Source organism: Megasphaera sp. ASD88, from assembly GCF_002287425.1.
GTDB lineage: Bacteria > Bacillota > Negativicutes > Veillonellales > Megasphaeraceae > Megasphaera > Megasphaera stantonii.
In genome coordinates this window covers 1-255 of the sequence record NZ_NQXW01000080.1, presented here as the reverse complement: position 1 = coordinate 255, position 255 = coordinate 1, and the positions used below count along the sequence as shown (strand labels likewise).

At 53.7% G+C, this 255-nt stretch carries 1 rRNA gene; it reads right to left on the bottom strand.

Features of this window, described 5'->3' with window-relative positions:
• Positions 1-30 precede the first annotated feature (30 nt).
• Positions 31-255 (bottom strand): 23S ribosomal RNA (locus tag CJ260_RS12615); the annotation flags it as partial.

Genomic DNA, 255 nt, shown 5'->3' with positions numbered 1-255 from the left:
TCTCAGCTCCTTCAAACAGGGCTCCCTGCTTAAGTCAAGCCCTCGGTCTATTAGTACCGGTCCGCTCCGTGCATCACTGCACTTCCACTCCCGGCCTATCTACCATGTCGTCTTCATGGGACCTTACCTGCTTTCACAATGAGAAACCTCATCTTTAGGCTGGTTTCACGCTTAGATGCTTTCAGCGTTTATCCGTCCCGGACGTAGCTACCCAGCTGCACACCTGGCGGCATGACTGGTACACCATTGGTCCGT